We start from the raw sequence: 8,609 nt of genomic DNA on the forward strand, positions 1-8,609 counted from the left end.
GTTACATGGGACGAGAGGCCTTTTCGTACCGCACGCTTGAACAAAACGCGCTTTGCCTTGGACTATTGGAACTGGAACCAGTCTATATCTGCAATACCGTTATCGCGGACGCTCCACTTCGTATAGTTCGGATTCTTAAAAGTCACATGAACAGTCTGTTTGCCGGTAACGGGCTTTTTCAGATCGACGGTATAGTTCTTGTAGAACGGCGCCAGCTGCTTCGCGTCCACCGGGAGCGCCACATCTGCGATGAGCTCGCCCTGCGGGCCGCCCAAGCGCACTTCCACCCGGGTGTCCTTCGCCAGAACGGCCGCCCGAACCGTCAGCTTCGACGCTGCTTTTGCCCCGAAATCGACATCTTTAAACGACAGCCAATCGGCAAAGTTCAAGTCGCGGACGTTCACGTAAGTGCCCGGCACGAACAAGCCATTGGATTGATCGTATTTTTCCGCCTGCAGGACGACGCCATTCTGAGGAATTTCCGGCGCCACGACCTTGACGCGGATCTCCGTCTTCATGCCCGGCTGGCCGTTGGCTGGCCCCGTCTGTGCCGTCAGTACCGCATCGCCCGGACCCATCGCAGTCACTTTGCCTCGCGCATCCACTTTGGCGACAGCCTCGTTGTTCGATGTCCAGGTGACGTTGACATTTGCTGCTGTGGAAGGCATGACGCGGATATTGATATAGTTCGTCCATCCGGTTTCCATCGTCAGCTTGTTGTCCTGCAGGTGCATCGCATGAATGGAAGCTGCGGCAACCGGACCTTTGTTGAATTGAACCTTGTCCCCGTTCCCCCATTTCCAAGTCAGCGCCTGCGGCTCGCTCGCCGTTCCGTCTTTGCCGACGGCATACAACTCCAGCTTCACTTCATTCTCGCCGAGACGAGGAAGCGACTTGAGGTAATACACTTCGTCGTAAATCCGTCCGACCCATTCGCGCTTGCCGTTTACCACACGCATGAGGTCGTAATACCAAACATCCTGCTGCTTCGCGTTGAAGTCCCACTTCACGAACATCGCGGCTTGATTGTCGTCGAACATCGCCTTCTCGACCCGGAAGCCCGTCGGGGCGGCAGGCGCCTGCGGTTTCTTGCCGTCCATCAGCTTCAACTCGCCGATGTTGGCCTTAAAGGCCACGTCATCCGCCGATTGCGAACCTACGCGGAGACTGATCGCAGCGATCGTGCGTCCCTCGAACGACTTCAGCTTGGCCGTAGCTGTGGTCCAATCGTCGCTTGGCCCGGCTTTCAAATCGACGGCGGCTGGATGCTGCGGATCGTCCTTGAACGTAAGCAGCGCCTGAATGTCGGCTGCCTTCTTCAGATGCCCTTTCGCCTGGCCGTTGCCCTTCTTGTCTGGCAATTGGACATCTGATTTGTACGTCAGCGACAGCTCCACGTCTTTGGTCACCGGCAGCTCGGTCTTGTACAAATGAATATCCGCAGCATGGCTCGAATTCAGTGTGCCTTCCACCTTCAAGGAAGAGCCGCCGTTCCATGCGGTTTCGTAGTCGTATCCGACCGTAAGCGGCTTGCCTGCGGACTGCGTCCACCACTGCCATGTCGGCAGGATGTCCTGCGCCGCCATGTTGTTCCACTCCGTATCACTGGACTTTCGTCCGTTCACGAAGAAGTCGAGCCCGTGCCCGTTATTGAAGCGGGTCACGAACGGATAGGAGCCGATGACGGAGCGCTCCGGTATGTAATGCGCAATTCCCGGCCAGCTCTCATATTCGGTGCCGACCGCCCGGCCACTTTCCGCAGGATTGCCCTTCGGCCCGGACCAATAGGCCTGCTCGCGCTTCTCGATTTCCGGCTGCATGCGGATGTCAAACGGATTCGGGCCTTTGTTCCAGACCATGTCCGTGCCGAAAAGAGCTACGCTCGTCCGGGGCGTGCGGGAGGCGTCGTTTTTGAAAATCGCATCCAGCTCCAAGCCGCGGTCGAAGCGGAATTTATCGTTTTCGATGCCCGCGAAGAGCGAGGCATACGGATCAAGACCAAGCTTGCGCGCATGGTCGGCGCTGCTCTCCAAGCCTTGCGGCGTATACGCGTAGTTCATGAAAATGCTGTCGTGAGCGCGCTTTCCGTCACGCTCGTCCAGCAGCCATGGCGAGTTTTCTTTATTGAATCCGTTTACATAGGAAACCTTGCCGTCTACGGTCAAGCTGTCGTACCAGCTCATATACAGGCCTTGGCTGCGCATATATTTCAGCATTTCCATCAGCAGAACCGCATGCTCCTTGCTGATCGTCGCCTCTTGGTTGATAAAGTATCCGTCGAAGCCGAAATACTTCGCCATTTCGATCATTTTATCGGCCACCGGGAATTTGCCGTCCGGCGTCTTCTCTACGAGCTCCGCAAAATTGATGTTGCGAGGCCAGAACCAGCCGCCCAAACTGATAACCCCGTTGCGGTGGGCCGCATCCGTATAGGCCGGATTGGGCAGATTCACGACGCCGTAATCCCGCTTGCCCTCTTCGGTTGGTGAACCGTAAACCGGCAAGCCGTGCCACGAGGCATAAATGTCCTGATACTGCCAATATTTCAGCACGTTGCGGCTAAAGCTGTCGTTATAGCGGTACCCCTCGAACCATTCCTCCTTATCGTAGTCGGCGGAAAGATTCATGACTTGGGCCGTGCCCGTTAATTCCGGGTGCGCCTGCGTCGGCTGGAAGGCTCCGATCCGCTTCGCTAGCGGAACGCGGGAGCGAAAATACTTCGCATACGGGTCGCTCTCCGGGGTCCATTCCTTCATCTGCTTGGCGTTATAGCCGTACAAATAAGGCTGATCCGGTCCTTTCGGCGTTTCCATCGCCGAGGCCGCTTTCGGCCCTAACATCAGAGTGGACGCCATGACGGCCGTCAACCCTATTGATACCGCTTTCGTAACGGTCCGAGAATAAGATTTTTTTCGCAGTTTGCGGTCTGACATAATGCACCTCTCTTCGTTTGTTCCGGCCTGGTACCATTCTAGCAATTGCTGCAGCTGCCAATCCAAGGAAAAGAAACGACTCGTCTATTCCACCCTAACACCCGTTCACGGCGGCCGTAAAGTGGACAAACAAAAGATTTCATGGACATATTAAATGATTGCAAGCGCTGTTATACTATTTTGTGCTTGCGGAGAAAGTTCCCCATAAATCCGACAATTTCGTGACCAACCTCTTCCGCTTCTTTGCTACACAATCATGTAGTCGGTCAACGAAGATTCCATAATATGGTATTATAGAAAATTGACAGATGGAATAATGAGACCTGCTATGCGGAATAAATCAACTCTGGCCTTCCTCTTATCCCATAAAACAGGACCCTTCGCCTCACCGGCGTTGGGTCCCTTTCTTGTGCCTTCTACCCCGGTTCCGTTACGTAACCCTACTCATTTAGCATCAGCAGTTCCCGGACGTCCCGTTCCGTCAGAGCGGCCAGCCCCTCCTCGCCCGGCTGAATGACTTCGTCGATCAAATGCTTCTTTCGCTGCTGAATCTCGTACATCTTGTCTTCTACCGAGCCTTGAGTGACGAGGCGGATCACTTGGACCACCTTCTTCTGCCCGATCCGGTGGGCGCGGTCCATAGCCTGCTGCTCCACGGCGGGATTCCACCACAGATCGTACAGGATAACGGTATCCGCTCCGGTCAGATTCAGCCCGGTTCCCCCGGCTTTTAGGGAGATCAGGAACAAATCCCGCTCGCCTTCGTTAAACCGGCGGCAGCGCTCGACGCGCTCGGCGGACGGAGTTTTGCCGTCCAAATAAAAATACGGTACGCCCCGATAGCCCAGCTCCCGCCCGATCAGCCCCAGCATCTCGGTAAACTGCGAGAACACCAGCATCCGCCGCCCGGCGCTCCGGCATTCCTCGACCAGCTCCAGCAGCTGCTCGAATTTCGCCGAGCTTCCGGTATACCCTTCGACGAACAGCGCAGGATGACAGCATAGCTGACGCAGCCGGGTAATGCCCGCTAAAATTTTGATCCGGTTTTGCTGAAACGTATCTGCGTCCAGATGCTTGAGCGCTTCCTTTTGCAGCTTAGCCAAGTAGGCCACGTACAGCTTCTTCTGCTCCGGCAGCAGCTCCGAGGCTTGCAGCGATTCGATCTTCTCCGGCAGCTCCTTCAGCACATCGCTCTTCATCCGCCGCAGCAGAAACGGACGGGCGCGCTTGGCCACGGTCTCGCGGGATAGCTCGCCGAAGACTTTGCGATCCGGGAACAGCTCGGGGAACACCGCGCCGAAGATGGACCACAGCTCCTCCAGCGAGTTTTCGACCGGCGTTCCGGTCAGCGCGAACCGGTTCCTGGCCCGAATCGCTTTCACCGCTTGCGCCGTCTGCGTCGCGTAGTTTTTGAACGCTTGGGCCTCGTCCAAAATGAGCGTGTGAAACGCATGCCCGGCATAACGCCCAATATCCCTGCGAAGCAGCGGATACGAGGTGATCACGACGTCCACATGGGACAGCTCCTTCAGTACGCGGGCGCGTGCCGCGCTGCTGCCGTCGGCAATAACGGCCCGAAGCTCCGGCGCGAACCGGTTCAGCTCGTTCCTCCAATTATACAGAAGAGATGCGGGAGCGACGACCAGCGCAGGCTGCCCCAGATCTCGAATCTCCTGCAGAACAGATACGAGAAAGGCGATGCTCTGCAGCGTCTTTCCAAGCCCCATATCGTCGGCAAGAATGCCGCCAAAGCGATAGTGGGCCAGCGTCTTGAGCCAGCCATACCCATATTTTTGGTAATCCCGCAGCACAGGAATCAGCCGGTTCGGCAGCGGAAAATCCAGATTGTCCGGATTCCGTATGTTTTCCAAGAGCCGGCGCAGCGACTTGCCCAGGCTGACGGCACGGCCCTGCTCCCGCGCATCGATCAAGTGCAGTCCGCGGACAGCCGACAGGCGCAGCTCCGTTCCTTTCACATCCGCTTGGCGAATGCCCATCTCGTTCATAAAACGGACAATCTCCTGAAACTCCTCGCTTTCCAGCGGCAGGAGCGCGCCGTGCGGCAGCCGGTGGTATCTGCGCTTCTCTTCCAAAGATTTCAGCACTTTACGGATTTCCGCTTCCGGGATTCCGTCGATTTCGAACTTAATTTCCAACCAGTCGATCCGCTCATCCACATCCACCCGGATCTTCGGCGGAACGTGGCCGGTATGAAGCCGTACTTTTACGGCAGAGGTGGCATATACCTCAACCAGCTTTTCCAGCTGGGGCAGGACGCGGTACATAAACTCGTATTCCTCGTCTTCGCCATCCAGAAAATAGCCGCCTTCCGTCCTGACGAAGGCGCTTTGCTCTATGAGCTCCAGAATCGCCCTTTCCTTCTCCCCATCCCGCACCAGGATTCGTCCTTCGCCACGCTGAGTTCTTCCCTCTTCCAATGGATTAAGGACGATGTCTCCGTAATGAAACTCTAGCCCGGCGAGCAGCCGGTCCCTCACCCGGTCCAAATACAGCTTGGCCTTCAGCGATATGCGCATGATCCGGTCGGACACGTCTTGGGCGACATGGACGGTTCCCAGCTTCATCAGACCGGGAATCGCCTTTTCGATGAAAGGCTCGATCTGATCCGCCGAAATCTGAAGCTGGCGCGTACGTGCCGAATCCAGCATTTGTTTCAGCTCCGAAAGGCGCTGGCTGCTATCGGGCGGCAGCTTCAGCAGCTTCCCCTCGGCAAGCACTAGCCCGTACGCTTCCATGACCCTGATCTCGTCCAGCCCTTGGACGTCCAACCGATAGCCTTCTCCCGGCGCTTGGTCGAAATCGAAGCGAAGCGGGACCGGCTCGTCGGAGATGCGAACGCCCTCGTAAATGTAGCCATCCTGCTCAAGCTGTGCGGAAGGAGCCGCCGCCAACAAGGGAAGCAGCGATTCCCACGAGAACGGAGGAATCAGCAGCATCCGCTCGCCACTCATACGGACAGGCTGGACGGAAAACGTATTCGACGTTTCACGGTACATCTTCTCGTTGCGGCAGATTAGGAATAACTGGCGAAGGATGGCGTCGTCCTCGATTTTAAAGCTGTGAAGCTCCGGGTCGTAAGTGAAATGCTTGGTAAATACATAGGCTTGTCTCCGTTCGACCCGCTCCAGAAACTCTCTTATGTTCTGTACGATGTACAGCCGTTTGGGCCCTATCTTAAGCCCGATTCCGAACATGTACTTCCGGTAACCGTAGGCAAAGGGCGTGCAAGTAAACTCCACCTCAAGCTGCGTTCTTGTATCGAAGCGCGGCCGGGAACCCGTCGGGATCACCGGCTTACCGACAAACAGTCCTAACACGCTGTTCGTCAGCCGGAGATTTCCCGCCGTAATCGCGGAGTCGCTTGCTGCCGCTCGGCCTGACGAAGTCGTCGCAGAGAATCCGTCCTCCGATCGAAGCCCCCCAACAGGCAAGCTGCCGGCCTGCTCTGTATCGTGAATATACAACAGCACCGCAGCGACATGCTTACAGTATTTGTCGTAGGAGCTCAAGGTGGGGCAGGTACACGTTGCTTTTACCTCCCCTTCTTGACCGATTTCGACGGTTACTCGGCAGCTGTCGGCGCCGACCGTCGCTTCGTAGCTCGCTGCTTCGGGATCATAATGCGTGAAGGCCACTTTTCCGGCGCGGCAGTAGGCTTCTCCCTTTTTGTAGGAGAGCTCGCCGCACAACGATTTAATGATCCGTGGTGTCAACGGTGCGTTCATCGCCTGAAACCTTCCTTACTTCATCTATTTCAAAAACTTGGAAAACAACTCGCTAACTCTCCGGGAGAAATCGTCAAGGCTCAGATTCGCCTGATCCAGTCGGGCGTAGCCGTTCTTGATCGCATCCAGCACCCAAGCGGGAATTTTGATCCCCTCGATGCCGGGATAAACGACGCGATACGCCCAGACCAGATGTTCCCACCGATGGTCGTCTCCCTCCAGCGCATATTCGGATACGTCCAGCACTTTACCCCGGCCCGATTGCAGGATGACATTTTTCAGATGAATGTCTCTCGGATTCAAACCGCGGCTGCGCACCAGCGCGCGCGCTTCTTCAACGTCGAGGATCGCCTGCTCCGGTACGGGAATGCCCTCCAGCAGGCAATCGAGCAGCGTGACTCCGGATTCGTGGCTCATGACCAGATAACGCTCTCCGCACCCATAATATACCGGAAAATAAGGAATCCCTTCCAGCCGTTCGTACACTTGCTTCTCCATCTCCCGTTTCCCGAGCGCCAGCGCAAGATCCGAGTAGATTTTAAACGCATAGCCCGGCGTCCGATCATAGGTGAACACGGCCGCATCCGTTCCGATGCCGATACAGCGAAGTCCTTCCGAATAGTCGGAAACGATCACAGGCTCATTCCGTTCGCTGCCGGTTACCGTGATGCTGCGCAGTGCCTCGTCGGCCATAGTCCAATGCACGTTCATCCTGGGGCCCCCTTGTACCGTCTACTGGCAGGCTAACTCTTGTAAGATATTTAATCGAACCTAGCATCCAGGGTGCAAAACCGATTAAGGTCATTAGAGCGATTATACCACAGAACAATCGTTCGCCAAAATAAACCACGTTTCTCCTGCTTCAAAAATTATCCATACGGGTAACTATGGTTAGCTGGTTCCGATACCAGAACATGGGGACACAACCGCAAAGAAAAGGAGTGTTCATGTATGATAAGCACGCTGAAAACAAAAATAACGGTACTCGCCTTATGCTCGGCTTTCCTTCTGCCGACCGCCACTTTCGCCCAGACGGCGGACGAACCGGCAGCGAACCCGCAGACGACTGCCATTACCTTTCCCAATCTGAACCTGACGACTACCGTAAGCGTAACAAATGTAAACGGGATATTGGTTCCGGGGGATTATGTGATCACCAGCGATTCGAGAGTGGTTTATATTCCTGAAGGTGTCGGGCTCGTCGTAGTCAATAAAGAAACCGCTTTGCCGAGTGGGGCATTTTATTTGCAGGATGAGAATTGAGCCTCCGAGACGGCTAAAGCCGTAGGATTCTTAGCTAGTTAACGCACGCAGGCCATTTCTGTTTTGTGCCGACTGCTAAGTTAAGAGCTAGCTCATTAGCTCGTCCTAGATCAGAGCGTATAGCTATCTAGGCTGATAGACTGTTACCATCTATCACAGGTTGGCGCATGATGTTGATCGCTCCAACTCTGTCGCGGTGTGCGCGATACCCGCATGAACACTCATACGTTCGATCCTTTGCCTTGTTCCGTTTCTCGCAGTTTGGACACGTTTGGGAAGTGTACGCAGGATTGACTTCGATGATGTTGATCCCCGCCAATGCCGCTTTGTATGCGATAAACGTTTGCAATTGATAGAACGTCCAGTTATGCAAGTTTTTGGCGTTTTTACGACTTGTTCTTGTCGTTTGGCGAAGGTTCGTCAGCTTCTCCAGCTTGATGACCGATACTTGTTCTTCAATCGCCATGTTCACGATCTTACGGCTGATTTTGTGGTTTTGGTCTTTGATGTAGCGATGTTCTTTATTTTCTTGCTTACGGATCGCAGATAGTTTCTTTAACTTGCCCATCTTTCTTCTGCGCTCTTTGTATTTGCAGCGTATGTACTTGTTCTGTCTGCCGTTGCCAACAAATTTCGTCTTCCCTGTTGAGGTGACAACAACGGCAGG

At 55.1% G+C, this 8,609-nt stretch carries 5 protein-coding genes; 1 reads left to right on the forward strand and 4 read right to left on the reverse strand.

Annotation, left to right across the window (positions count from 1 at the left end; translation table 11 throughout):
• Positions 1 to 62: 62 nt before the first annotated feature.
• The 3 genes from BLO51_RS11175 to BLO51_RS11185 form a co-directional block, all read right to left on the reverse strand.
• The gene (locus tag BLO51_RS11175; protein WP_245719627.1) at positions 63 to 2,855 is read right to left on the reverse strand and encodes an endo-beta-N-acetylglucosaminidase; all 2,793 of its coding nucleotides are present in this window, start codon (positions 2,853 to 2,855) and stop codon (positions 63 to 65) included.
• 518 nt (positions 2,856 to 3,373) lie between these two features.
• A complete protein-coding gene (locus BLO51_RS11180; RefSeq protein WP_090671201.1) occupies positions 3,374 to 6,679 on the reverse strand; it encodes a DEAD/DEAH box helicase in 3,306 nt (1,101 codons plus the stop codon).
• Between the two features lie 24 nt (positions 6,680 to 6,703).
• Entirely contained in the window at positions 6,704 to 7,390 is a 687-nt protein-coding gene (locus BLO51_RS11185; RefSeq protein WP_090671204.1) for a serine/threonine-protein kinase, read from the reverse strand.
• A gap of 240 nt (positions 7,391 to 7,630) precedes the next feature.
• On the opposite strand from BLO51_RS11185, the gene BLO51_RS11190 reads away from it, so the two are divergent.
• Positions 7,631 to 7,942: a hypothetical protein gene (locus BLO51_RS11190; protein WP_090671208.1), complete on the forward strand. Its 312-nt coding sequence runs from the start codon at positions 7,631 to 7,633 to the stop codon at positions 7,940 to 7,942.
• Positions 7,943 to 8,069: 127 nt separating this feature from the next.
• On the opposite strand, the gene BLO51_RS11195 is transcribed toward BLO51_RS11190, so the two are convergent.
• On the reverse strand, positions 8,070 to 8,609 hold a 540-nt coding region (locus BLO51_RS11195), incomplete at its 5' end, for an RNA-guided endonuclease InsQ/TnpB family protein (protein WP_143006874.1).

This window comes from Paenibacillus tianmuensis (assembly GCF_900100345.1).
Taxonomy (GTDB): Bacteria; Bacillota; Bacilli; order Paenibacillales; family NBRC-103111; genus Paenibacillus_G; species Paenibacillus_G tianmuensis.